Raw genomic sequence first — 24,200 nt, forward strand, 5'->3', positions numbered from 1 at the left:
CGGGTCAGTAAAGGTCCAGTTCTCCGGCCTCTTTGAGGCTTTCAAACCACTGTTCCGGCGTGGCGTCGATTCTGGCGTGTTTGACCATCATCGCGTTCATATTGGGTAGATGAGATGAATCCGGCCATTCTTCGGGTTGCCAAAGGTGAGAGCGGACGATGCACTTTGGGCAATGGGCAAAAATCGTCTGGATATGGATCAGTAGTGCCAGCTTTGGTGCTTTGCCGCTCATGGTCATACCGCTCAGCAAATCCGGATCGGCGCAAAGCCGGGCCGTGCCGCGCAATCGCAATGTTTCCATTTTCCCGGGGACCAGAAAGATCACACTCACGCGTGGGTCATGCAGGATGTTATGAAACGTATCCACTCGCTTGTTGCCGGGGCGATCCGGGATAGCGATCAGAGTGTCAGACAGGATTTCGACAAACCCCGCGGGATCGCCGCGGGGCGAGATATCAAGGTGACCGTCGGGATTGGCCGACGCGATCAGGCAAAACGGTGAGGTGCCGATGAAATCGCGGCACATCTGATCCAATGCCGGTATTTCCTTGGCAACAATCTGCGGCAGGGGCGCACCGGTAATCTGTTCCAGTTCGTCCGCAGACGTAATGAAATGCGAATAAGGTGAAAAAGGCGCGTCACTGGCGGGCATGAGATTTCTCCGCTGGGATCTGTGGCCCGAGTGTGAAAGATCACTCGCAATCCGTCAAATCCAGTGCGGCGACAAGAAAAGGGGCGCCCGATGGACGCCCCCTTTGCGAGAATTTTCGTCGAAAGTTCCTGATCAGCAGCTGTAGTACATGCCGTATTCAACCGGATGCGGCGTGTGCTCGTAGGTTTCGACCTCTTCCATCTTCAGCGCGATGTAGCCGTCGATCTGGTCTTTGGTGAACACGTCGCCCTGCAGCAGGAAGTCATGATCGGATGCCAGAGATTCCAGAGCTTCGCGCAGCGAGCCGCAAACGGTCGGGATGTCGGCCAGTTCTTCGGCAGGCAGATCGTACAGGTTCTTGTCCATGGCTTCGCCCGGATCGATCTTGTTCTTGATGCCGTCCAGACCGGCCATGAGCAGCGCGGCAAACGCCAGGTAGGGGTTTGCAGCCGGATCGGGGAAGCGGGCCTCGACGCGCTTGGCTTTCGGGCTTTCGGTCCATGGAATACGGATGCAGCCCGAACGGTTGCGTGCCGAATAGGCGCGCAGAACAGGTGCCTCAAAGCCCGGGATCAGACGCTTGTAGCTGTTGGTCGACGGGTTGGTGAAAGCATTCAGGGTCTTGGCGTGTTTCAGAATACCGCCGATGTACCACAGGGCTTCGTCTGACAAGTCGGCGTATTTGTCGCCTGCGAACAGCGGCTTGCCTTCTTTCCAGATCGACATGTTCACGTGCATGCCGGTGCCGTTGTCGCCATAGATGGGCTTGGGCATGAAAGTTGCCGACTTGCCATAGGCATGTGCCACGTTGTGAATGACGTACTTGTACTTCTGCAGCTCGTCCGCCTGTTTGGTCAGGCTGTTGAAGATCAGACCCAGTTCGTGCTGGCACGAGGCAACTTCGTGATGGTGCTTGTCGACCTTCATGCCCAGACGCTTCATGGTCGACAGCATTTCCGAACGCAGGTCCTGCGCCTCGTCGATCGGGTTCACCGGGAAGTAACCGCCCTTGACGCCCGGACGGTGGCCCATGTTGCCCATTTCGTATTCGGTATCAGTGTTCCAGGCCGCGTCGGTTGCATCAACTTCGAACGATACCTTATTCATTGTATTGGAATAACGGACATCATCGAACAGGAAGAATTCGGCTTCGGGGCCCATATAGGCCACGTCACCAACACCGCTGGCTTTCAGATAGGCTTCGGCCTTCTGTGCGGTGCCGCGCGGGTCGCGGCCATAAGCTTCGCCGGTGTCAGGTTCAACGATCGAGCAGTGCAGGCACAGCGTTTTTTCGGCGTAGAACGGATCGATATAGGCCGATTCAGTGTCGGCGATCAGTTTCATGTCCGAGTTTTCGATCGACTTCCAGCCAGCAATCGAGGAGCCGTCGAACATAAAGCCTTCTTCCAGGAAGTCTTCATCGACCAGATCCACATCGACGGTCACGTGCTGCAACTTGCCCCGCACGTCGGTGAAGCGGATGTCGACGTAGGCGACGTCTTCTTCGCGGAGAGTTTTGAGAACTGCTTCTGCGCTCATTCCCTTAGTCCTTCTGATAGATATGTCAGGATATTCGGTTGATTTACAGGGCTTCCGAGCCGGTCTCGCCGGTACGGATGCGGATGGCTTGTTCGACGGGCGAGACAAAGATCTTGCCGTCGCCGATCTTATCGGTTTTGGCGGCATCCACGATGGCTTCGATGGCCGCGTCGACCTGATCGTCGTCCAGCACCACCTCGACTTTTACCTTCGGCAGAAAGTCGACCACATATTCCGCGCCGCGGTAGAGTTCGGTATGGCCCTTCTGACGGCCGAACCCTTTAACCTCGATGACACTGAGGCCCTGGACGCCAACGTCCTGCAGCGCCTCTTTCACTTCGTCCAGTTTGAACGGTTTGATGATCGCTTCGATCTTCTTCATCCCGGCCTCCTAATCTGCTTGTCAGGTTGGCAGTGATCACGTCTAAGATCGCTGGGCAATCTGATTGCGAAACGGACCGGTTGCTTGTGCGTAGAATTTCAGCGAGCGGTGAAATTTTCATCGAGTTGCACAAAATGTAATCGAAATTGAATCGCGCGGGAGATGAGATGACGGATTTGCTGACGGCGGCGCAGATGCGGGCGATTGAACTGGCTGCGATTGAATCGGGCAAGGTTACCGGTCTGGAACTCATGGAACGCGCCGGGCAGGGCGTTGTTGAGGCGATTTTTGAGGAATGGCCCGAGCTGGCAAAAACGTCCGGTCGCGCATTGGTGCTGTGCGGGCCGGGAAACAATGGTGGTGACGGGTTTGTCGTTGCCCGGTTGTTGAAAGAGTGGGGCTGGGAGGTTGAGGTGTTTCTGTACGGCGACGCCGCAAAACTCCCGCCTGACGCACGAAGAAACTTTGAGCGGTGCCAAGGCAAGTCCGACGTCAGTGTCCGAAAGATCGATACGCTTGCAGATGACAATCTCAATTTCCCTTCAGACCTAGACCTGGTAATTGATGGATTGTTCGGAACCGGGCTGACGCGACCGTTTCAGGGCGGCTTCTCCTTGTTGGCAAATGAGCGGGTAAGGGACCTGTCGTCAGGACGCGGCTTGCGGGTGGTTGCAATCGATATTCCCAGCGGCTTGTGCGCCGACAGTGGGCGCGTGCTGGGAAATGTGATCCAAGCGGATCTCACCGTAACTTTTCACGACATGAAGGTTGGTCACATGATCGGCGAAGGCCCCGCCAATTGCGGTGTGGTTCGGACAAAGTCGATCGGCCTTGAGCGAGAAAAAGACAATCGAGTTGTTAAGCTGGTTTCGGAAAAGAGTTTTCGGGTCTCGAAGGAACCGAAGGATCACAAATACTCTTATGGCCACGCCCTGATCCTTTCCGGCGGACCGGGCAAAACCGGCGCTGCGCGGTTGGCCGCGCGGGGCGCGTTGCGGATTGGGGCAGGGCTGGTGACAATTGGTGTGCCCCCGGCCGCGCAGTTGGAAGTTGCCGCGCAGGTCACCGCTGTCATGTTGCGACTGGCTGAAGGGGCTGACGAGCTTTCCCGGGTGCTGAAGGACGGGCGACTGAATGCATTGTGCCTTGGTCCGGGAATGGGGCTGGATCGTGCCCGTGACTTGGTGCCGGCGGCACTGTTGGCAGGACGCTCAACCGTGCTGGATGCAGATGCGTTGACGGCGTTTGCAGAGGACCCCAAGGCATTGTTCGATCATCTACATGAGAACTGCGTGCTGACACCACACGGGGGCGAGTTTGCCCGGCTGTTTCCGGATATTGCACAGAAGTTGGAAGAAGTTCCCGACAAAGGCCCGGCATACTCCAAGGTGGACGCAACCCGTGCCGCTGCCGAGCGCGCAGGATGCGTGGTTCTGTTCAAGGGGCCGGATACTGTGATTGCGGCGCCGCACGGGTGGTGTTCCATAAACTCGGCGTTTTATGACCGATCGGCGCCATGGTTGGCCACGGCGGGGGCCGGAGATGTTCTTGCAGGCTTCATCACCGGATTGATGGCGCGAGGGCTTGGGCCGATGCAGGCCGCCGAAACTGCTGCGTGGTTGCATGTGAAATGTGCGCGGCAATTTGGCCCCGGACTGATTGCCGAGGACCTGCCCGAGCAGTTGCCAAATGTTTTGAAATAGTTGAATGTTTGATTGTCTGCGCGGTGGGTCGCCGAAAAGCTGGCTGATCGGCGTAATTTTGCCAGCGGCGTTGACGAAAATGCACAGCAAGTGTTTGCCAGTTGCATGGCTGATTGGCAGAATTTTCTTGCAGACTACCTTTGACTGCTGAAAGTCAGATTTAAGCGGTTGAAATTATTGAGTATAAATCTCTGCCTTGGGCTCTCGATGTGGCTAATATGCAATGCTTCTACTGTCTGAAATGCCGGCTATTGGAACCTCAGATTTTCGTGAACAAATGGGCGGGACGTGAAACCAGAACCCCATCATGGTGACAGATATGACTAAGATTCTCAGAAACTCATCAATAGCCGCGATTTTGGCGGCAACAGGCGCGATACCAGCTGCTGCTGAGTTGAAATATGAAAATAACAGCGGCGGATATGTGCATCTATACGGACAGTTCCACCCCGCTCTTGTTTCGGTGGACGACGGCCAGGATACCGAGACACGTGTTCTGGACAACGACCTGTCCAACAGCCGGGTCGGTCTGCGGTTGATGCAGCCTTATGGCAGCAACGAGTTCATGTTCTGGTTGGAAACCGGCCTGGGCTTGCCCAGCACAGGGACGGCCAACCAGTTCGGCACCAACAACAACGGATGGTCGCGCGAAGACATTCGCCACGTCGATTTCTCGCTTAAGGGGGGGTACGGAAAGTTCTCGGCTGGTCAGGGCAGCATGGCATCAGATGGGGCCGCAGAAGTTGATCTGTCTTATGTCGGGACCGCTTTGTATTCGTTCACCAACGATGAAAACGGAGCGTTCTTCTATCGTGATCCCACAGGCACACTGAGCACAATTACAGTGGGCGACTCGTCCAGCAACTTTGACGGGGCGCGTCGCGGGCGCATCCGCTATGACACGCCGGATTTCAACGGGTTCTCGGCGGCAATTGCCTATGGTCAGAACATCCTGTCCAGCAGCGATGACGACGACTACTATGACATCGCGGTTTCCTACGGCAATACGTTCTCCAACGGCGTCGAGTTTGCCGCCAGCATCGCCTACGCCGTGCGCGACTTTGACAACTCATCTGGTGAGCGAAAAGACACGATCGGGTCAGCCTCGGTTCTGCTGCCCAGCGGGTTCAGCTTTACCGCTGCCCTTGGTTCGCGCGATGACACCTCATCCGGTGCAAGCGATCCGGACTATTGGTACACCAAGCTGGCTTATGAAGGAGACTGGGTGTCCTGGGGCAAAACCGGCGTCGGTATCGACTATTTCGACGGGTCGGATTTTGAGAACAGCGGTTCAAGCACCAAGTCCTGGGGTATTGCCATCGTTCAACGGTTCGACAGCATCAACACCGACGCATATCTGAAGTACCGCAACCACGATTTCGACGACACGATCAGTTTCGACAAAAACGAAGCGTGGGTTCTGGGCGCGCGCTGGCGGTTCTGATCCTGCTTCTGAGACAAGCATGCGCTCCGGTTCGTTCCGGGGCGCTTTTTTGTTCAATTCAGCGGCAAAACAAAGCTGATCCGGGCTTTGCCCCCTTGCACGCGGGCGGCTGGGCAAATAGAAGGCGTCAAATTTGCCCGGCGCGCCGTTTTGCGCGCCCCGAATCCTATGGGGACTACCATAATGCAGGTTACCGAGACGCTGAACGAAGGTCTAAAACGCGGCTACAATATCGTCGTATCCGCAGCCGAGCTGGACGAAAAGGTCAATGAGAAGTTGACCGAAGCGCAGCCGGAAATCGAAATGAAAGGTTTCCGCAAAGGCAAGGTACCGATGGCGCTGCTGAAAAAGCAGTTCGGCCAGCGCCTGTTGGGCGAAGCGATGCAGGAGAGCATCGACGGTGCGATGAACAAGCACTTTGAGGACAGCGGCGACCGTCCTGCGCTGCAGCCCGAGGTCAAAATGACCAATGAGGACTGGAAAGAAGGCGACGACGTCGAGGTCGCAATGTCCTATGAGGCGCTGCCTGCGATCCCCGAAGTAGACCTGAAGTCGGTCGAACTGGATAAGCTGATTGTCAAAGCAGACGACGCAGCCGTCGAAGAAGCGCTGAACAACCTGGCCGAAACCGCGCAGGACTTCAAAGCGCGCCGCAAGGGTTCCAAAGCGAAAGATGGCGATCAGGTTGTGATCGACTTTGTGGGCAAGGTTGACGGCGAAGAGTTCGAAGGTGGTTCCGCCGAAGACTATCCGCTGGTTCTGGGTTCCAACAGCTTCATCCCCGGCTTCGAAGAGCAGCTGGTTGGTGTGAAGGCCGAGGAAGAAAAAGACGTCAACGTGACTTTCCCTGCGGAATACGGTGCCGAGCATCTGGCCGGTAAAGACGCTGTCTTCACCTGCACCGTGAAAGAAGTGAAAGAGCCAGTCGCTGCAGAAATCAATGACGAGCTGGCCACCAAATTCGGTGCCGAAGACCTGGCTGCCTTGAAGGGCCAGATCGCTGAGCGTCTGGAAGCCGAATACGCCGGTGCCTCGCGCGCTGTCATGAAGCGTGCTCTGCTTGATGTGCTGGACGAGAAAGTCTCGTTCGACCTGCCGCCGTCGCTGGTTGAGGCTGAAGCCAAGCAGATCGCACACCAGCTGTGGCACGAAGAGAACCCGGAAGTGGAAGGCCACGACCACGGTGAGATTGAGCCCACTGACGAGCACAACAAACTGGCAGAACGCCGCGTGCGCCTGGGCCTGCTGCTGGCCGAACTGGGCCAGAAGGCCGAGGTTGAAGTCACCGACGCAGAAATGACGCAAGCTATCATGAACCAGGCCCGTCAGTACCCGGGTCAGGAACGTCAGTTCTTTGAGTTCGTGCAGCAGAACGCTCAGATGCAGCAGCAGCTGCGCGCGCCGATCTTCGAAGACAAGGTCATCGATTACATCGTTGAACTGGCGCAGGTTGCCGACAAGGAAGTCAGCAAGGACGATCTGCAAAAAGCCGTTGAGGCACTGGAAGAGGATTAATCCTCTTCCAATCCCCCGGCAACGTGGGGCACAAAAAAGCGGAGCCGTCTGAAATTAGACGGCTCCGCATGGGTGGCTTTGTACTTATGAGGTGAGGGGGTCAGGCCTCATGAGCAAAAGCACGGGGGGTTCGTAGCAGAGCGGTCTTTTGCTCTGGCGTAAATCGGTCCGAAAGCTCTTCGATCAGTTTCAGAACATCTTCGACTTCGGCCTTGCTCGTGGCCGCGTTCATCTGTTCGACAAAGTACCGTTCCAGTTGCGAAAGCGGCTGATGGTCGAAGTTAGCGACCGGCTGCTGTGGCGCTGCTTCGGTCTTGCCATGGGCATAAAGATCCAGAGCCGCTTCTTCGGTCAAGAAGACATCATGCTCAATCCCGGCATAGTTGCGAATTCCTGCAATCCGTTCATCCGAGCAATCCATGAGTGCGGCCATGGCGACGACCTTGCCCATGGGCTTGGCTGTGCCGACATAGTCATAGGGCGCGTTGCCTGAACGTTGCAGGACCCGGTTCATCACTGGATCGATCACTGCGATCGAGTCCAGAACTCCGGCTGTCTGTGCGTATTCGAACGAGCCGATCATGACTTCGCTGGTGACGTAGGATACAGAGTTCTTTCCGCGTCCGCGTCCGAGTTTCTTGGTGTCGACGCAGAAGCGCGTCGCTTCCCAGACCTGGGCACTGCGTATGGGTGCCTCGCCATCCAGGATAGAGCTGAAGACGTCGGCCAGCATGTGTGGCCCGGTCGTCTGCAACAGTCGCATACACCCAACGACGTCCCCTTCGTCGTTGATGCTGACAACATGTGCAGGATGTAGGTCGTCAAAGTGATCGCGCTCGCGCCCATCTTTGATGTTGACATCCCAGCCAAGGCGATCCCCGAAAACCCGTGCCCGCAGCTTGAACATGTCGTCCAATACGTCTTTGAATTTGTGCTGGTTCATACCATCAATTACGATGATCATTTCCATCCCCCTACAGTCTGGTTACCGTGTCTTAGAATTTAACCAAGAATCGGTTTAAGGCTATTGGGGGTTTCCCGTAATTTTGTCTTTTTTTTGATTAACCTGGGGCAATTAGGCCCATTCCGATGGCCCGTCCGATGGCCTGCGGAGTGGTGAGCGCGCCGAGTTTCTCGCGGCCCGAACGCATGTGCACTTCTACCGTGCGGTGTGAAATGGACAGAATATCGCCAATGTCCTGCTGAGATTTACCCTCGGCGACCCATTGCAGGATCTCTTTTTCCCGGGTCGAAAGGGTCGGCAGGTACAACGCTTTCGCCAAAAGACCGGATTGCATAACGGTGTCATGCGCGTGAACCGCGGCCATCTGAAGATCGCCCATCACATGCTTCTTTAGCTTTTCCCATTCCGCGTCCGAGCAATCCCTTGTGACACTGAGCATTCCGCATTCGCCGTACGGCCCCCGGATCGGAACAGTCAGCCCGCGCGATGTAATCCCGAAATCATTCGCATCGCGGAAGACAGCATGGAATTTCTCGTCATGGTTAAACCGCCCCCAGTCAACGGGCGCGATGCTAAGCACTGACTGATAAATCGTGGGGTCGAAATGGTGATAGCCGTGGCTGCCATAGTGAATCTTCCACTCGTCAGGGTAGTTCGCATAACCCTGCACATCACCTTTGATGGGGTTCATGGTTGCATAGGAAGCGTAGTCAAAGCCGAGCTCATCGCAGACGGCATTGATGATGTCTGAGGCCGACTTTTCCTCATGGTCGATTGCGGCCAAGTCTATCAGTTTCACCGGTCCAACCCTTACAGTGACACTCCTAGCCCCAAAGAAATGCCGTCTTCGTCCTTCACGGTGTATACGTTGCGTCAACCTTGGGGTGTTGTGCAAGCCATTTGTGCAAGCCGCGTATGCTTATTGCGTACTTAAAGCAACAGAACGGGGAAAAACATACCTTTTCGGCACTTAATATCCCGGATTACCTCCGGTTGACGCGAAGTTCGGGGCGTTTTGAGGGGGTTTATTCCGATCGCAGGCCCGTTTCGACCAGCATTTTTCGCGCTTTCGCTTCGGGATAGAAGCCCTTTGCGTACAGAAAAATCGCCCGTTGCTGATCCCCATCGGACAACAACCATGCCCCCCTTAGGTACTTTCCGGCGAATTCCAGATTGGTGTCTGCATCCAGCAAGCCTTGCGCTTTCCCGTCATACCCCATCGAGCGTGCCGTTGCGGGAAGGATTTGCAGCAACCCGTAATACGGCCGGTTGACCGCCCATGGCCGATGTGTGCTTTCCCGGATCGCCAGCTTGTGTACCAGTTCGCGCGGCAGTTCGTAGTGATCGGCCCACTTGTTGATCGATTCGCGCAGTTCGGCGGTCTCGTTCGGATAAAGCGGTGGATCAAATGCTTCGTCTGAGGGCCGGTTGGAGCCGCTACAGGCGGCGATGGGCGTTGCAATCAGAATAGCCAGCACACTGCGGCGAAGGAACAAAGTCATAAGATAGCTCCGACAATGGAGGGGCCGATGATATGAAACGAAATTCTGACTGCAAGGTTGGGTTTTTTGGAGCAGCAAAAACTTGCTGAAATAAAAAAGAGGCCGCGCATGGCACGCAGCCTCTTTCTCGTCATTTCCTGTCGGATCAGGCTTTGGCTTCGTCTTCTTCAGCCGAAGCTTCCGGTGCCAGATCTTCGTCTTCAGAAGCGGCAGAACCGATGTCGTCGAACAGTTCGGCAATCTCGAATTCCGCGGCAGCTTCTTCTTCAGCAGCCAGTTCCTGGATCGATTTACCGGAGGCTTGCAGTTCGGCTTCTTCTTCCGAACGTGCAACGTTCATCTTGATCTCGACTTCGACCTCGGGGTGCAGTTTGACTGCGAGCGAGTGCAGGCCCAGTTCCTTGATCGGAGCAATCAGAACGACCTGTTTCTTATCGACAGTGAAGCCTGCTTCGGTTGCGGCCTCTGCGGCGTCACGCGGAGTGACCGAGCCGTAGAGAGCGCCGGCATCCGATGCCGAGCGAATCACGATGAACTGCTGACCGTCCAGCTTTTCAGCCAGTGCTTCAGCTTCTTTCTTGGTTTCCAGGTTGCGTGCCTCAAGCTGCGCTTTCTGGGCTTCGAACGACGCGATGTTGGCACTCGATGCGCTCAGCGCCTTGCCCTGGGGCAGCAGGAAGTTGCGGGCGTAGCCGGGTTTGACGTCAACGACGTCGCCCATCTGACCCAGTTTCGCAACGCGTTCCAGAAGGATAACTTGCATGTCAGTCTCTCCTTACTTCACGGCGTAGGGCAGCAGGGCGAGGAAGCGCGCGCGCTTGATAGCACGGGCCAGTTCACGCTGCTTTTTCGCAGAAACGGCGGTGATGCGCGAAGGTACGATCTTGCCACGCTCAGAGATGTAGCGCTGCAGCAGACGGGTGTCCTTGTAGTCGATTTTCGGCGCGTTCTCACCCGAGAACGGGCAGACCTTGCGGCGGCGGAAAAATGGTTTTGCGGCCATGGTTTATGTCCTTTCGTCAGGCGTTGATCAACGGCGCTCGCGGCGGTCGCCACGCTCGTCACGCTTTTGCATCTGAACCGACGGGCCGTCTTCGTGGCCGTCGACCTTGATGGTCAGAACGCGCATGACGTCTTCGTGCAGACGCATCAGGCGTTCCATTTCCTGAACGGCGCCCGAAGGAGCGTCTGTCTTCAGGAAGGCATAGTGGCCTTTGCGGTTCTTGTTGATCTTGTAGGCCATCGTCTTGACGCCCCAGTACTCGCTATCAACCAGCTTGCCGCCGTTGTCAGCCAGAACGGTGCCGAAATGTTCGACGAGGCTTTCCGCCTGCGCGTTGGACAGGTCCTGACGCGCGATCATTACATGCTCATACAGTGGCATGTGCACTCCTGTTTATATCAAGGCGCATTTCAAAGGCGGGGCTTTCTGGTCCTTCGCGACCCTGCCACGAGAGGCTGCGCGATTCATAACTCTTGCGAAGGATGGCCCCATATACACGTTTGAGCGCGAGGGGCAAGCCCCGCCACATATGCCTTTGTGAAGTCGCCCTAATTCCTTTGGCGCGCCCAATTCCTGACGCTTTTCGGCTCAAAGTTGTTTTGTATGCCGGGGACTAGCCGGAACGAGCAAATTCAGTACGGCAACCTGAGACGGGGTAAAGAAAATGACCGCTACGAACACAAACGCAATTCACAAGACGGCCACTGGTTCGCGATTTGAACATTCTGTGCCTGTCATGGTGGCCTTCGCACCGAACTGGAAAGCGAGAATGATCTTGGCGCGGGCCTTGGGCCTGATTTTGATCGTAGCCGCATTTTCCATGTGGCTTATGACCGGATCCGTTGCAGGACCCGAAGTGTGGCCTATCAAACTTGCGGCTTCGATGATGTTCCTGCTGGTCGGGGTCAGTTTGCTGACGATCGAGATTATGGATGCCCGGCCGGACGCATATTTTGATCCGATCCGCCGCGAAGTGCGCGTGCTGCAGAAAAACGAAAATGGTCGCCCGCAAACGGTTCTGCGTCGCAGCTATGAAACCCTGGGGGGTGCACGTTTTGCGGATGATCAGGTCGAGTTGTTCGACATGGATGGCAGCCTTCTGATGAAGCTGCCGCTGCAATCAGCGGATGTAAGCCGGGCGCTCAAGGGGCAACTTAGCGGAAACGTTACGATCTTCGCCTAAATCCCGTTCTGTTCAAAAAAGAACAGAATTTGTGAGAGAATAGAGGTTGAGTGCCGCCCTTGGGCGGCACATTTACGTTAGTGAGCAACCATTCTGGGTTGCACCACCAATTCTGCGGAGTTTGTTATGAAACCTATCCTCCTGGCCGCCGCACTGGCCGTATCAGCAACATCGGCTTTTGCTGCTGCCGAGAAATATGTTCTGGACTCAAGCCACAGCCAGGTCGTCTTTACTTACAATCACCTCGGATTTTCGACCACATCCGGGATGTTCTCGGGTTTTGAAGGCGAGATCATGTTCAATCAAGCAGACCCTGCCGCGTCGAGCGTGACCGTCTCGATGCCGGTGGTCGAAATGATCACGGGCTGGAAGCCGCGCGAAGATCATTTTATGTCCGAGGATTTCTTTGCTGCGGCCGAGGGTGACTTGGCCACCTTTACCTCGACCGGTATTGAAGTGACAGGCGAGAATACCGCCAAGATCACCGGCGATCTGACCCTGAACGATATCACCAAGCCCGTGGTGCTGGACGCAACGCTCAATCAGGTTGGCGAGCATCCGATGGCTGGAAAGCAGTGGGCCGGGTTCGATGCGACCACAACTCTGCTGCGCAGCGACTTCGACCTGGGTCAATTCGCACCGTTCGTCAGTGACGAGGTGGAAATTTCTATCTCGATCGAAGCGCAAAAGGCTGAATAAGACAGATTTCAGCTATTGAATCGAAAACCGCCGGTGCTGAAACACCGGCGGTTTTTTTGTCGGTCAATGTTACTTGGCCCGCGACGCGGTCAACTCTACTGCAACGGTCACGGCAAACGCAAGCGAGTCTTCAGCGGGCATTTTTTTGCCAATGTCGAAACTCAGCCGGTCCAGCGTTATTTCCCCGGTCATTGTTGCGACATTATCCTGAATACTCAGAGCGAAGGGCAAAGCGATGTCCAGCGTCTTGTCTCGGATTGTCAGGGGGCCACGCGCCTCGTATCCGGATTCGGTTTTGAACAGGTCGGCATCGAAGCTGGCGGTCGGGAACTGGCCGCTGTCGAAGAAATCCGCGCCCATGGCTTGATCCGTTACGGTTCCGAGGCTCAGCGAGCCGATGGCTATGGTCACGTCCACCGACCCTGCGAGGCCGGGTTCTGCCGGTTGGTCGAAAGTGATCGCGGCGGTCCAGTCAGAGAAACTGCCGGTTACAGGGCTGCCAAGTTGCTTGATCGTAATCGACAGGTTTCCTTCCTGCACCTGCCAGTCCGACTGAACCTCTGCAAGATCGGCGGTGTCAGTGGAAGCGGCAGAGTGGTTGGTGAAAACCCCAGTGGACCAGCCGCCGACCAGAACACCACACCAGACAACTAGTGCGGCGGCGGCGGGGACAAGTGAGTGTTTCTGGGCGGGCGGCTCGGGCGCATCCGTTGCGCCCGGCAACATCCGACGCAGCGTGCTGTCTTTATCCATGACATGGTGTTTCAGCGCTCCTGCGATGTGCAGCACCAGCGAACCCGCCAAGACGATGATGAGCAGCCAATGCAGGCTGGCGGTCAGTTCAGCCAGAGCGGGCGACTTGGGAATGAATGGCAGGTTCTGGCCAAAGGGCCACAGGATAGGCGCGAACCCTTCAGCGGCTGCGTGGTGCAACCAGCCGGTCAAGGGAACCAGCACAAGCGAGCCATACAAAAGCCAATGCACTGTTTCGGCGGCGAATGCTTCGGGCTTGTTTTCTGCGTTCAGCAAACCGGGTTTGGTTTGTGTCATCGCCCAGAGGATACGGGCCAAGGCTACGAAAAAGACGGTGATGCCAACAGTTTTGTGCAGTGAAAACAGCCGTGCGGCCTGCGCGATATCGTCCTCGGTTGTCGGAATTGACGGGTCATAGATCGCCTGGGCCAGGTTGTTGGCAAAAAAGCCCAGTGGCAATGCCGTGAAAATCAGCAATGCCGTCAACCAGTGAAAGGTCTTGGCAATACTTCCGTAGGTAGAGAAGGTATTTTTCGAGTGCATTGATCGGATGCTCCGAAGGTGAAGGTCTGGACACAACCTATATCCGTGTGAACAGGACACAATATGACCGTGCGCACAGCGATGGTGCCGGAATGCAGAGCGCAGGCAATGCTTGTGCCGGGCCAATTGTCGGTTTACACCCCGCCGCAACCTAACGTCATCCATGAGGTTGCAATGACACTCGCGTTCGTTTTCCCGGGGCAGGGCGCCCAGACTATCGGTATGGGCAAAGCACTGGCCGAAGCCTATCCCGCCGCGCAGGCGGTATTTGCCGAAGTGGACGAGGCACTGGGGGAAAAGCTGAGCAGCCTGATCTGGGATGGCGAGATCGAAACACTGACGCTGACACAGAATGCGCAACCGGCGCTGATGGCGACCTCGATGGCGGCGATGCGCGCGCTTGAGGCCGAAGGGGTTGCGATTACCACTGCGTCCTACGTCGCGGGGCATTCGCTGGGCGAATACTCGGCGCTTGCTGCTGCAGGGGCTTTGTCGGTCGCCGATACTGCCCGCCTGCTGCGCACACGCGGTCAGGCTATGCAGAGCGCCGTGCCGGTAGGTGAAGGCGCGATGGCCGCAGTGCTGGGGCTGGATCTGGAGGCCGTTCGCGCGGTTGCGGAAGAGGCCGCGCAGGGCGAGGTCTGCCAGGCGGCGAACGACAATGATCCGACACAGGTTGTGGTATCGGGCTCCAAGGCGGCTGTGGAACGTGCCGCAGTCATTGCAAAGGAAAAAGGTGCCAAGCGGGCGGTCATGCTGCCGGTCAGCGCGCCTTTCCACTGTGCTTTGATGCAGCCGGCTGCCGATGTGATGGCCGAGGCTCTGGCCGCGGTCGAAATAAAGGCGCTGGCCGTTCCCTTGGTGGCGAATGTGCGTGCCGAGGCCGTGACGGACCCGGATCTGATCCGCCAGTTGCTGGTCGAACAGGTGACGGGTTCGGTCCGGTGGCGTGAAAGTGTGCAGTACATGGCCGCGCAGGGTGTGACCGAGACATGGGAAATTGGCGCGGGAAAGGCGCTGTCGGGCATGATCCGAAAAATCGACCGGGCTATTGGCGGCAAGGCTGTCGGTACACCCGAAGACGTGCAGAATGCGGTGCAGGCCGAATCGTAATCTCCATACGCGTCGACACAGACGAACCAAGAGGGAAACCGAATGTTTGATTTGACAGGTAAGAATGCGCTGATCACTGGGGCTTCGGGCGGCATCGGGGGCGAAATTGCACGTACCCTGCATGCGGCGGGCGCGTCGGTTGGGCTTTCCGGCACACGGGTCGAGCCATTGCAGGCGCTTGCGGACGAACTGGGCGAACGGGCCCACGTTTTGCCCTGCAACCTGAGCGACGCCGAAGCGGTTGCAGCGCTGCCGAAGCAGGCGGCCGAAGCGATGGGATCCGTTGATATTCTGGTGAACAATGCGGGCATCACGCGCGACAACATCTTTATGCGCATGTCGGATGAAGAATGGCAGAGCGTGATTGACGTGAACCTGACCGCGACCGCCAAACTGTGCAAAGGCGTTCTGCGCGGCATGATGAAGGCCCGCTGGGGTCGTATCATCAATATCTCGTCGGTGGTGGGCGCAACCGGTAATCCGGGGCAGGCGAACTATGCGGCGTCCAAAGCCGGAATGGTGGGCGTGACCAAATCGCTGGCCTACGAAGTGGCAAGCCGCGGAATCACCGCGAACGCCGTGGCTCCGGGCTTTATAACCACCGCGATGACCGACAAACTGACGGACGACCAGAAGAGCGGAATTCTGGGGCAGGTTCCGGCGGGCCGTATGGGCGACCCTTCGGAGATTGCCGCCGCAGTTCTGTATCTGGCTAGCCCCGAAGCGGGATATGTTACCGGAACCACCTTGCATGTGAATGGCGGTATGGCCATGTTGTAAGCGCGGCGCAGGGCAGGCGCGAAACCGTTTGCCTTGTGCGTTGTCTGTGCTATAGGCGGCGCAGATATGTGGGGGCCGGTCATTCAGGTTGGCCTTCGCCATGCCCGGTCAGCCGGGTCTCAAACCGCCCGGAACGGGCAAACCAAAGCCAGCCTGAGCGGGCAAGGGCAGAACCGGGCAATGCGCCCTGAAACGGAATGAGGAAAAGACATGAGCGACGTCGCAGATCGCGTTAAAAAGATCGTTGTTGAGCACCTGGGTGTCGAAGAAGACAAAGTCGCGGAAAACGCGTCCTTCATCGACGATCTGGGCGCGGACAGCCTGGACACTGTTGAACTGGTTATGGCCTTCGAAGAAGAGTTCGGCATCGAAATTCCCGATGACGCAGCCGAAACCATCCAGACCTTTGGCGACGCCGTCAAATTCATCAGCGAAGCGTCCTAAGCGTTTCGTGTCGAGATAGAGCGGCGCTTCCGGGCAACGGAGGCGCCGTTTTTTTGTGCCCGGACCGATTTCCCGCTTGCACGGCGTCTTATTGCTTCGCACTGTTTCCACTGAGGCAAAATTCCAGGCGGGCAGGGCATGATAAGATCCACCCCGATGATAAACACGGCGCGACTGACGCTGTGTGCGATGCGACCGGAAGATTTCAACCGCTTTGCGGAAATCTGGCGAAATCCGTGTGTTGTGCGCCATATTGGCGGCAAACCGAAATCACGGGGCGAGGCGTGGGATGCGTTCCTGCGTAATGCCGGACACTGGCAGATGGCCGGATTCGGACAATGGGCGGTAATCCAGCAATCGAATCGGCAGATGATCGGTCAGGCAGGGTTTTTCTATGGCGATCGGGGTCTGGGTGAGGATTTTGGCCGTTTCCCCGAGGCAGGCTGGGTACTGGCCCCCGAAGCGCAGGGAAAAGGACTGGGATACGAGGCTGCACAAGCGGCGCACGACTGGTTCGACAGGGTCATTCCCGGGCCGTTGGTCGCCATGGTGGATGCCACAAATGAAGCGTCGCAAAGTCTGGCGCAGAAGCTGGGCTACGTTCTGATGCGTGAATGCGAATACATGGATACACCTGTCCATCTGTTACGGCGAAATGGCCCACCGGCACGCGTCTGAAACACAGTAATTGTAGCAATGCCGCAAACAGAGCGTGGTTTGCCGAAACTGTTTGAAACAACCGTTTCGGCGCTGTCTATGCTATGCTGGATTTTACAGCGATTGGGCGAAGGAGCATGCTCATGAGGATTTATCCCACGATGGAATTGCAGAACGGACGGTGTGTCTCGCTGGACAAAGGCCGTCTCGATGAAGCCATGGTCTGGCATGTCGATCCGGTTGCAACCGCGCGCAGCTGGTCCGCGGCCGGGGCCGAATGGATGCAGCTGACGGATTTCGACGCAATCGAAGGGCGCAATACCAACGCCGAACTGATTGAAGAAATAATTCGAAGCGCGGAAATGCCTGTGCAGCTTGCCGGTGGTATGCGAAGCCGCGAGCACGTCGAACACTGGATCGACAAAGGTGCCGGCCGGGTTGTGATCGGAACTCTGGCCGCGCGTGATCCCCACGTGGTCAAGGAACTTGCCAAACTGCACCCCGACCAGATCGTTCTGGCCGTGGATGTCTGGCAAGGTCAGGTTATGACCGAAGGCTGGCGCAGCCAAAGTGCCTTTACGCCAGAAGCGTTCATCGACGCTTTTGCCGACACGCCTTTTGCTGCCATTCTGGTCACTGATATCGACAGCGACATGGATGACGTCGAAGCGCAGCTGGGATTGATTTCGGGGCTGGCCAAGCACTCGCGGACCCCGGTCATCGCCAGCGGCGTCGTTCGCACGGCAGACGATATTTCGCGGCTGGCCTACATCTCTAACATCTCGGGCGCGATTGTGGGCCGTGCGCTGTTCCGCAAGACACTGAGCCTGTCCGAAGCGCTTAAGGTTGCGGCCGCTGCCCATGAACCGGTGGCGCAGTTCCAATAGGACCGGCCCGATATATCTAGCCCGCCCTTTTCCGTTTCAGGGAAGGGGCGGTTTTTTTGTGCAGAGCGGTGGTGCATTCCTGCTGAACCACAATATATGACCGGAATTGGCGAAATGACGCTAACAAGGAATGCGCCCTTGCTCTTGCCCCCGCACCCCGGTGCGGGGTATGGACGGTTCTCATACAGGAAGCAGGCAAGAGGCATTTCATGCGCAGAGTCGTTGTAACCGGTCTGGGATTGGTCACTCCTTTGGCCAGTGGGGTCGAGGAAACCTGGTCGCGGCTGCTGGATGGGGAATCCGGCGCGGGCCCGATTACCCATTTCGATGCTGAGGCAAGTGGTGTCACCACGACATATGCCTGCGAAGTGCCGCGTGGAGACGGCACGAACGGGACTTTCAACCCTGACGACTGGCTGCCGCCGAAAGAGCAGCGCAAGATCGAAGATTTCATTCTGTATTCGATTGCTGCTGCGGACATGGCCTGTCAGGATTCCGGCTGGTTGCCTGAAGATGAGGAAAGCCGCCTGCGGACTGGTGTTCTGATCGGCTCGGGCATCGGTGGGCTGGGGTCCATCGCGGAAACTGCCAATCTGATCCGCGACAAGGGCCCGCGGCGTGTTTCGCCTTTCTTTATTCCTGGCGCGCTGATCAACCTGGCGTCGGGTCAGGTGTCGATCCGTCATGGCTTCAAGGGACCGAACCATTCGGTCGTGACCGCCTGTTCCACCGGGGCGCATGCGATCGGCGACGCCAGCCGCATCATCCGCGCCGGCGACGCTGACGTGATGGTGGCCGGTGGCGGTGAAGGCTGCATCTGTGAGATCGGTATTGCCGGTTTCAACGCGTGTAAGGCACTGTCGACCAAATATGCCGATGATCCGAAGAGGGCCAGCCGCCCTTATGACATCGACCGCGACGGGTTCGTCATGGGCGAGGGCGCAGGCATCGTTGTTCTGGAAGAATATGAACATGCCAAGGCGCGCGGCGCGAAGATCTACGCCGAGGTTCTGGGCTATGGCATGTCCGGTGACGCCTATCACATCACCGCGCCGTCCGAGGACGGTGATGGGGCCGAGCGTTCGATGAAAGCAGCGCTGCGCAGTGCCGGGCTGGAACCGAAAGATCTGGACTATATCAATGCGCATGGCACCTCGACCATGGCGGATACGATCGAGCTGGGCGCAGTGGAGCGTTTGCTGGGCGAACATGCCAGCAAGGCGACCATGACCTCGACCAAATCGGCCACCGGTCACCTGTTAGGGGCTGCTGGCGCGATTGAGGCGATCTTCTCGATCCTTGCGATCCGCGATCAGGTGGCACCGCCGACGATCAATCTGGACAACCCGGCGGTTGAAACACCCATCGATCTGGCACCGAACGCTAAGCGTGAGCGTGAGATCAACGTCGCGCTTTCCAATTCGTTCGGCTTTGGCGGCACAAACGCAAGCGTGATCTTCGGAAAGGTCAGTTAAATGTGGCGGGCCCTAGCGTCCAACGCGCTGACCCTGCTGGTGGTCGGCCTGTTTCTGATGGGCGGTCTGATCCTTTGGGGGCAATCGCAATTCAAGGCTGAAGGTCCGCTGCAATCCGCGATCTGCCTGCGGGTGGAAAGCGGTTCGAACATGACACGTGTTAGTCGCGATCTGGAGGATCAGGGTGCGATCAGCAATGCCATGATCTTTCGCATGGGCGCCGACTATACGGATCAGGCGCAGAAATTGAAGGCGGGCAGCTTTCTGGTGCGCGAAGGCGCCTCGATGCAGCAGATCATCGACGAGATCACCAGCAGTGGTGTAAGCACCTGTGGTTCCGAGATCGAGTACCGTATCGGTGTAACCCGCACGCAGACCCGTGTACGCGAACTGGACCCTGCGACTTTGGACTTTGTCGAGGTTGCCTCATTTGGATCAGATGAGGAAACTCCGGCGGAATACGCAGAAAAACGTGGCGAGGCTGACACGCGATATCGGGTGTCAGTGGCCGAGGGCGTGACCGCGTGGCAGGTTGTTGACGCGCTGAAGTCATTTGATGCGCTGAGTGGTGACGTAACCCAAATTCCGGCCGAGGGTGAGTTGGCGCCTGACAGCTATGACATCAAGCCAGGCGACGACAGGAATGCTGTCTTACAGAAAATGCAGGAAAAGCAGCGGCTTCGGATCAATGCAGTCTGGGAAAGCCGTCAGGACGGGTTGCCACTGGAAAGCCCGGAAGAAATGCTGATCCTCGCGTCCATCATCGAAAAGGAAACCGGCGTGCCGGAAGAGCGCGGACAGGTTGCCAGCGTATTCGTGAACCGCTTGAAGCAGGGTATGAAGCTGCAGACAGACCCGACCGTGATCTACGGTATCACCAAGGGTCAGGGTGTCCTTGGACGCGGATTGCGGCGGAGTGAGCTACGGCGCGCAACCCCTTGGAATACTTACCTGATCGATGGGCTTCCGCCGACACCGATTGCCAATCCGGGACTGGCAAGTCTGGAGGCCGCAGTTGCACCAGAAGAAACCGACTATGTCTTCTTTGTTGCTGACGGAACCGGCGGTCATGCTTTTGCGGAAACCTTGCAGGAGCATAACCGCAATGTTGCCAAATGGCGTGAAATCGAAGCCGAGCGCAACTCGGGCAACTAATCCGCAAGAGACATGAATAAGTGGCCGGGGGCGCATCGTCGCCGGCCATTGTTGTTGTGCGATCAGGCCGCCGGGCGTCGGCGCTGTCTGCGCCGTTTGGAAGGGGCGGAATTCGAGTTTCCGGAACCCGCATGCGGTTTGGAACCTCTGCGACGATTGCCCTGACGGCGCGCAGGTTTCTGAGGCTCGGCTGCTTCAGGCAACGCGCCGCTGGCGACGGGAATTTCAATCTTCATCAGCTTTTGAATTTGCCGCAGCAGATCGACTTCTTCCGGTGCGCAAAACGCAATGGCTTCACCTTCGCGCCCGGCACGGGCCGTCCGCCCGATGCGGTGGACATAATTGTCGGGCACCTCGGGCAGGTCGTAGTTGATCACATAGGCAACGCCGGGGATGTCGATCCCACGTGCGGCCACGTCTGTCGCCACAAGAATCTTGATCTCGCCCGTGCGAAACGCCTTGATGGCGCGGTCGCGTTGTCCCTGGCTTTTGTTGCCATGGATTGATGCCGCGTTGAAACCGTCTGCGACCAGCCCCTTCATCAGCTTTTCTGCGCCATGTTTGGTGCGGGAAAACACAAGCGTCAGCGCCTCGGGGTCGGCTGAAAGGATGTCGCGCAGTTTGCCGGGCTTTCCGGGCTTGTCGATGAAGTGGATGGATTGAGTGATCTTGTCCGCAGCTTTGCCCGGTGGCGAAACCTGCACCCTTTGCGGGTTGGTCAGATAGGCGCGGCTGAGTTCCTCCATCTGCTTGGGCATCGTGGCCGAGAACAGCATGGTCTGGCGCGGGCTGCCCAGATGCGGCGCAATGCGGCGCAGGGCGTGGATGAAGCCCATGTCCAGCATCTGATCGGCTTCGTCCAGCACAAGATGCCGGACGGCGCCCAGATCGACGGCGCCGCGATCCATCAGGTCGATCAGGCGTCCGGGCGTTGCCACGAGTATGTCGGTGCCGCGCGACAGGAACGAGATCTGCTTGTTGATGGACTGGCCACCAACAACGGTCGCTACGCGCAGTTTGGTTTTTCTGGTCAGATTACGCAGGCTTTCGGCGATCTGATTGACCAGTTCGCGGGTAGGGGCCAGGATCAGTGCCTTTGCCGTTTTGGGGGCCGGCTTGCCTGGCTGGGCCAGAAGGTGGTCAATCAGCGGCAGGCCGAAGGCCAGCGTTTTACCTGTACCGGTCTGGGCCAGACCTAGAATATCGTGTCCCTGAAGCGCAAGCGGAATGGCCTGGTTCTGGATGGGGGTGGGTTGGGTAAGTTGCGCGTTTTTCAGGGCGTCATTCAGAGCGGGTGCAAGACCCAGCATGTCGAAGTCGAACAAATCGTATTCCTTTTTGGTCCGCAAAGCCGGGTTGGCCGCGAACATGAAATTCTGGCCACGCAACTTGCGCGACCGGCAGGGTTTAGCGAGACCTCAGGACGGGCAGGCGGGTCCTGCGCCATCCGGCCATCGCATCAAGAACCCTGCGTGAAGGGGAACTGGAGGGTAGGAGCGCTTTAGGCAGGCTACGAGCCTGCCGATGCTCACGCGTCAGCGCTGTGTTGAGCGGCACATGAGGGTTATAAGCGCAATTGTCAAGCGTTGCTGAATGCAAGCGCTTGTTTGGGGTGGTTATCGTGCTACGCCGTCAGAGCGTCCAGTTTTGCGGCCCAGATGAAGTCATTGTCACTGAGGCCGCCGATCTCATGCGTGGTGAGCCGGACCACTACGTAACCATAGCCGAAACTGATATCGGGGTGATGCCCCTGCTGATCGGCGAGCCATGCGCAAAGATTGGCCAGATAGGTCGCCTTGGCAAATCCCTTGAACTTAAAGCGTCGCGTCAGTGTTTTGGTTTCGGAATCAAGCTGCCAGTCCGGGCTGAGGGCCTTGAGATGCGACTTGGCGTCTTGCGCGGTCAGCGGCGGTATGCCGCCGGAACAAGGGACGCATGTTTGATCTGCTAGTTTCTGTGTCATTGTGGATCACTCGGCAGCGGTTGTTTTTTCAGGGAACTTGTTCGGCAGCAGACCGAGAGACTGGGCGCGGTGGACGTCGGCCAGAAGGTTGCGCTCGGCCGCTTCGAACAGGTCCTCTGGATCGTTTAGCACAAAATACCCCATCTGGTGCATATCGATCCGATAAGGAGTGCGCAGGATCGTCAGGGCATCAAACGGGTCCCGATCTGGTATGTCGCTGTTCACGGCGTATACAAGTTCGGTGGGCGAGGAAGCCAATCCTGATCCCAGCGCTTTGATACCACCTTCCTGGCGACGCAGCCCAAATTCGATTGTGAACCAGTATAGCCGGATCAGCCAGGCGTAGTCGTTCGGTCCCGCCTGTTGCCCGGCTTTACCGATAGCATGGCTGAACGCCGCAAAACGCGGATCACTCAGCAACGGAGTATGGCCGAAGATTTCATGAAAAATGTCGGGCTCTTCAATATAGTCAAAATCTTCACGTGAGCGAATGAAGGATGCCGCAGGGAAAGTTCGATCCGCCAGCATGCCGAAGAAAGTCTTGAACCCGATGAGGGCCGGAACCGGCTGTACCCGCCAGCCGGTCAGATCCAGCAGACGCTCGGAGATGTCCGCGCAAGACGGTACGGTTGTTTTGGGAAGATCGAGGCGTGCCAGCCCGTCCAGGTATTCGCGCGCCATGTAGCGCTGAACATTTGGCGCTTGCGCGGCATAGAGATCGGCCCAAACCGCGTTCTCTTCATCCGTGTAGACTATGTGGCCGCGGCTGTCGGGTATTTTCGCGACGTAGCTGGTTGATTTGGGCATGATGTATCCTCCTGAAACAATTGTAGCCCTTCAGGTTGAAATAAATGTCTGGAAAGAGGCAATTGGATTGCTATTTTGAAATGTATGGGCGCCCAGAAAGGAAATTGTGAAACATATGCTTCATGATGCGGATATTGCGGTTTTGCGGGAATTGCAGCTGAACGGCCGGTTGTCGATGCAGGATCTGGCAGAGCGAACCGGGTTGTCGGCCTCGCAATGCTGGCGGCGGGTGCGTGATCTGGAAGCGTCGGGCGTTATTGCCGGCTATGGGGCGCAGCTCAGGGCCAAGGAAATCGGGTTGAATGCGATCGCTTATGTCCATGTTGCGCTGCGAGATCATCACGAGGACAGCATCAAGTCATTCCTGCGTTTGGTGGAGACTGAACCGCAGATAGTGGAATGCGCGTCCATCACCGGGGACCATGATTTTATTCTGAAAGTGTATGCACGAACACCGGAGGACCTTGAGGGCTTTATCATGCAGCGTCTTCTGAAGTCCGGGCTGGTTCGCGATACCCGGAGCAATTTCGTGCTGCGTCAAAACAAAACACGGGCGCCTTTGCCTTTGCGTTGATTGTTCGACAAAGGCTTGAAGGTTGCCCGGTAGGCGAAAGAAATCATTAATAATTTTGTCACGATGCCTGTTGCGCCGACGTTGCGCGAAGCCTTGACTGTGCGGCCTTTATCGCGTATAAGATGTGTCATGCTAGAAGAAGTGGGCAACGGCCCCGGGGCAACCCGGTGGCCGTTTTTCGTTTCTCTCGTGCGGAAAAACTCTCGCATGAGGTCACAGGCAAACATGACTTTGATTACCCCGGAAGAGCGGATGTCCCAAACGGCTGAACTTTTGCAGTCGCTCGAGACGTCCATTCGCGGTTTGCGCCAGGCAGCGGAAGAACTGCGCAGGCAAATCGGAGCCGGGGAGGATGCAGATCTTGCTGGTACAGCAAAACAACTCGGGCAGTTAGAGGGGCTGATCCGAAGTTGCCAAAAAGTGGAGACAAACTTTGTCGAACAACATCACAGACAAGCCGGGA

Annotated in this window: 26 protein-coding genes; 13 read left to right on the top strand and 13 right to left on the bottom strand. The window is 57.2% G+C overall.

What is annotated here, in order from left to right; translation table 11 throughout:
• Positions 1 to 4: 4 nt before the first annotated feature.
• The 3 genes from AC2FIR_RS01095 to AC2FIR_RS01105 all read right to left on the bottom strand — a co-directional run bounded on the left by AC2FIR_RS01095 (position 5) and on the right by AC2FIR_RS01105 (position 2,573).
• Positions 5 to 652 carry an MSMEG_1061 family FMN-dependent PPOX-type flavoprotein gene (locus AC2FIR_RS01095; protein ID WP_480811761.1) on the bottom strand — a complete coding sequence of 216 codons (648 nt, stop codon included), beginning with the start codon at positions 650 to 652 and terminating at the stop codon, positions 5 to 7.
• 132 nt (positions 653 to 784) lie between these two features.
• Positions 785 to 2,191, bottom strand: coding sequence for a type I glutamate--ammonia ligase (gene glnA / locus AC2FIR_RS01100; RefSeq protein WP_170610233.1), 1,407 nt, complete (start codon positions 2,189 to 2,191; stop codon positions 785 to 787).
• A gap of 43 nt (positions 2,192 to 2,234) precedes the next feature.
• Entirely contained in the window at positions 2,235 to 2,573 is a 339-nt protein-coding gene (locus AC2FIR_RS01105) for a P-II family nitrogen regulator (RefSeq protein WP_480522527.1), read from the bottom strand.
• Positions 2,574 to 2,740: 167 nt separating this feature from the next.
• Between AC2FIR_RS01105 and AC2FIR_RS01110 the strand changes: the two genes are divergently transcribed.
• The 3 genes from AC2FIR_RS01110 to tig all read left to right on the top strand — a co-directional run bounded on the left by AC2FIR_RS01110 (position 2,741) and on the right by tig (position 7,235).
• Positions 2,741 to 4,276 carry an NAD(P)H-hydrate dehydratase gene (locus tag AC2FIR_RS01110; RefSeq protein ID WP_496743717.1) on the top strand — a complete coding sequence of 512 codons (1,536 nt, stop codon included), beginning with the start codon at positions 2,741 to 2,743 and terminating at the stop codon, positions 4,274 to 4,276.
• 319 nt (positions 4,277 to 4,595) lie between these two features.
• Positions 4,596 to 5,720 carry a porin gene (locus tag AC2FIR_RS01115; protein ID WP_170676416.1) on the top strand — a complete coding sequence of 375 codons (1,125 nt, stop codon included), beginning with the start codon at positions 4,596 to 4,598 and terminating at the stop codon, positions 5,718 to 5,720.
• 183 nt (positions 5,721 to 5,903) lie between these two features.
• A complete protein-coding gene (tig, locus tag AC2FIR_RS01120) occupies positions 5,904 to 7,235 on the top strand; it encodes a trigger factor (RefSeq protein ID WP_496715066.1) in 1,332 nt (443 codons plus the stop codon).
• A gap of 100 nt (positions 7,236 to 7,335) precedes the next feature.
• Here tig and AC2FIR_RS01125 read toward each other — a convergent pair whose 3' ends face one another.
• The 6 genes from AC2FIR_RS01125 to rpsF form a co-directional block, all read right to left on the bottom strand.
• Positions 7,336 to 8,199, bottom strand: coding sequence for an acyl-homoserine-lactone synthase (locus tag AC2FIR_RS01125; RefSeq protein ID WP_170619144.1), 864 nt, complete (start codon positions 8,197 to 8,199; stop codon positions 7,336 to 7,338).
• Positions 8,200 to 8,296: 97 nt separating this feature from the next.
• Positions 8,297 to 8,998 (bottom strand): helix-turn-helix transcriptional regulator, encoded by a 702-nt coding sequence (locus tag AC2FIR_RS01130; RefSeq protein WP_170610242.1) that lies wholly within the window; start codon positions 8,996 to 8,998, stop codon positions 8,297 to 8,299.
• A 226-nt stretch (positions 8,999 to 9,224) separates the two neighbouring features.
• A complete protein-coding gene (locus tag AC2FIR_RS01135) occupies positions 9,225 to 9,701 on the bottom strand; it encodes a lytic transglycosylase domain-containing protein (protein WP_170610244.1) in 477 nt (158 codons plus the stop codon).
• Positions 9,702 to 9,846: 145 nt separating this feature from the next.
• Positions 9,847 to 10,464 (bottom strand): 50S ribosomal protein L9, encoded by a 618-nt coding sequence (gene rplI, locus AC2FIR_RS01140; RefSeq protein ID WP_170610246.1) that lies wholly within the window; start codon positions 10,462 to 10,464, stop codon positions 9,847 to 9,849.
• Between the two features lie 12 nt (positions 10,465 to 10,476).
• A complete protein-coding gene (rpsR, locus tag AC2FIR_RS01145; RefSeq protein WP_005608650.1) occupies positions 10,477 to 10,704 on the bottom strand; it encodes a 30S ribosomal protein S18 in 228 nt (75 codons plus the stop codon).
• 27 nt (positions 10,705 to 10,731) lie between these two features.
• The gene (rpsF, locus tag AC2FIR_RS01150) at positions 10,732 to 11,085 is read right to left on the bottom strand and encodes a 30S ribosomal protein S6 (protein ID WP_170610248.1); all 354 of its coding nucleotides are present in this window, start codon (positions 11,083 to 11,085) and stop codon (positions 10,732 to 10,734) included.
• A gap of 283 nt (positions 11,086 to 11,368) precedes the next feature.
• On the opposite strand from rpsF, the gene AC2FIR_RS01155 reads away from it, so the two are divergent.
• Positions 11,369 to 11,887 (top strand): hypothetical protein, encoded by a 519-nt coding sequence (locus tag AC2FIR_RS01155; RefSeq protein WP_496743720.1) that lies wholly within the window; start codon positions 11,369 to 11,371, stop codon positions 11,885 to 11,887.
• A gap of 126 nt (positions 11,888 to 12,013) precedes the next feature.
• Positions 12,014 to 12,586 (top strand): YceI family protein, encoded by a 573-nt coding sequence (locus tag AC2FIR_RS01160; RefSeq protein WP_496761822.1) that lies wholly within the window; start codon positions 12,014 to 12,016, stop codon positions 12,584 to 12,586.
• A 69-nt stretch (positions 12,587 to 12,655) separates the two neighbouring features.
• Here AC2FIR_RS01160 and AC2FIR_RS01165 read toward each other — a convergent pair whose 3' ends face one another.
• Positions 12,656 to 13,882: a cytochrome b/b6 domain-containing protein gene (locus AC2FIR_RS01165; RefSeq protein WP_496743721.1), complete on the bottom strand. Its 1,227-nt coding sequence runs from the start codon at positions 13,880 to 13,882 to the stop codon at positions 12,656 to 12,658.
• A 174-nt stretch (positions 13,883 to 14,056) separates the two neighbouring features.
• Here AC2FIR_RS01165 and fabD point away from each other — a divergent pair, with 174 nt between their 5' ends.
• The 7 genes from fabD (at position 14,057) to mltG (ending at position 20,393) form a co-directional block, all read left to right on the top strand.
• Positions 14,057 to 14,995 carry an ACP S-malonyltransferase gene (gene fabD / locus AC2FIR_RS01170; RefSeq protein WP_496744197.1) on the top strand — a complete coding sequence of 313 codons (939 nt, stop codon included), beginning with the start codon at positions 14,057 to 14,059 and terminating at the stop codon, positions 14,993 to 14,995.
• Positions 14,996 to 15,037: 42 nt separating this feature from the next.
• Complete coding sequence (gene fabG / locus AC2FIR_RS01175) at positions 15,038 to 15,775, top strand: 3-oxoacyl-[acyl-carrier-protein] reductase (protein WP_170610255.1); 738 nt, start codon at positions 15,038 to 15,040, stop codon at positions 15,773 to 15,775.
• Between the two features lie 210 nt (positions 15,776 to 15,985).
• Positions 15,986 to 16,219, top strand: coding sequence for an acyl carrier protein (locus tag AC2FIR_RS01180; RefSeq protein ID WP_008756330.1), 234 nt, complete (start codon positions 15,986 to 15,988; stop codon positions 16,217 to 16,219).
• A gap of 138 nt (positions 16,220 to 16,357) precedes the next feature.
• Positions 16,358 to 16,897 (top strand): GNAT family N-acetyltransferase, encoded by a 540-nt coding sequence (locus tag AC2FIR_RS01185; RefSeq protein ID WP_170610257.1) that lies wholly within the window; start codon positions 16,358 to 16,360, stop codon positions 16,895 to 16,897.
• A gap of 122 nt (positions 16,898 to 17,019) precedes the next feature.
• Positions 17,020 to 17,763: a 1-(5-phosphoribosyl)-5-[(5-phosphoribosylamino)methylideneamino]imidazole-4-carboxamide isomerase gene (locus AC2FIR_RS01190; protein WP_170610259.1), complete on the top strand. Its 744-nt coding sequence runs from the start codon at positions 17,020 to 17,022 to the stop codon at positions 17,761 to 17,763.
• A gap of 209 nt (positions 17,764 to 17,972) precedes the next feature.
• Entirely contained in the window at positions 17,973 to 19,238 is a 1,266-nt protein-coding gene (gene fabF, locus AC2FIR_RS01195; RefSeq protein ID WP_480911079.1) for a beta-ketoacyl-ACP synthase II, read from the top strand.
• Positions 19,239 to 20,393, top strand: a complete 1,155-nt coding sequence (gene mltG, locus AC2FIR_RS01200) for an endolytic transglycosylase MltG (protein ID WP_496743724.1) — start codon at positions 19,239 to 19,241, stop codon at positions 20,391 to 20,393.
• Between the two features lie 62 nt (positions 20,394 to 20,455).
• Here mltG and AC2FIR_RS01205 read toward each other — a convergent pair whose 3' ends face one another.
• The 3 genes from AC2FIR_RS01205 to phhA all read right to left on the bottom strand — a co-directional run bounded on the left by AC2FIR_RS01205 (position 20,456) and on the right by phhA (position 23,163).
• Positions 20,456 to 21,718 (bottom strand): DEAD/DEAH box helicase, encoded by a 1,263-nt coding sequence (locus AC2FIR_RS01205; protein ID WP_170610928.1) that lies wholly within the window; start codon positions 21,716 to 21,718, stop codon positions 20,456 to 20,458.
• Positions 21,719 to 22,017: 299 nt separating this feature from the next.
• Positions 22,018 to 22,356: a 4a-hydroxytetrahydrobiopterin dehydratase gene (locus AC2FIR_RS01210; protein WP_170610266.1), complete on the bottom strand. Its 339-nt coding sequence runs from the start codon at positions 22,354 to 22,356 to the stop codon at positions 22,018 to 22,020.
• Positions 22,357 to 22,362: 6 nt separating this feature from the next.
• On the bottom strand, positions 22,363 to 23,163 hold the full coding sequence (gene phhA / locus AC2FIR_RS01215) for a phenylalanine 4-monooxygenase (protein WP_170610269.1): 801 nt from the start codon (positions 23,161 to 23,163) through the stop codon (positions 22,363 to 22,365).
• Between the two features lie 115 nt (positions 23,164 to 23,278).
• Here phhA and AC2FIR_RS01220 point away from each other — a divergent pair, with 115 nt between their 5' ends.
• Entirely contained in the window at positions 23,279 to 23,737 is a 459-nt protein-coding gene (locus tag AC2FIR_RS01220; protein WP_170610932.1) for an Lrp/AsnC family transcriptional regulator, read from the top strand.
• Positions 23,738 to 24,200 lie beyond the last annotated feature (463 nt).

The sequence above is a fragment of the Ruegeria sp. CDSB136 genome, from assembly GCF_059610965.1.